Source organism: Pedobacter sp. ASV12 (assembly GCF_016429155.1).
Classification (GTDB): Bacteria; Bacteroidota; Bacteroidia; order Sphingobacteriales; family Sphingobacteriaceae; genus Pedobacter.
Genome location: NZ_JAELUC010000323.1, coordinates 1 through 410 on the forward strand (window position 1 = coordinate 1; position 410 = coordinate 410).

A 410-nucleotide genomic window follows, 5' to 3' on the forward strand; every position below is an offset into this window, starting at 1 on the left:
AGATAATACTTCACAAAAATTTCATTACATACTCGTTGCTCGAGCTCTAAACAAAAAATGTTACTTAACTAAAAAATTCGATTAAAAATTTTGATAAGGTTAAAAAAGAAAACGTGCTGATTTATGGTTCAGACCATAATGCCATTTTGATCAAAAGAGCCATGGATCCGAACGAAAGTTCTGAATTGAACGTCATTGGCTTTATTGATGATGATATTCATAAAACCGATAAATACATTGAACAAAAAAGGGTTTTTCCCTTCTGCTCGCTGGCAAAACTAAAAGACAAGTATCAGGTACAGAAGATCCTGGTTGCAGAAAATGCGCTCAATACTTCAAACAAAATCAAGATCATAGAGGTTTGCTGCAATGCGGAAATGCACCTAATCAAGGTTCCTTCGTCAGACAAG

Annotated in this window: 1 protein-coding gene; it reads left to right on the plus strand. The window is 34.6% G+C overall.

Going from position 1 to position 410, the window contains the following annotated elements; all coding sequences use genetic code 11:
* Positions 1–113 precede the first annotated feature (113 nt).
* On the plus strand, positions 114–410 hold a 297-nt coding region (locus tag JHD69_RS20510; RefSeq protein ID WP_370583548.1), incomplete at its 3' end, for a nucleoside-diphosphate sugar epimerase/dehydratase.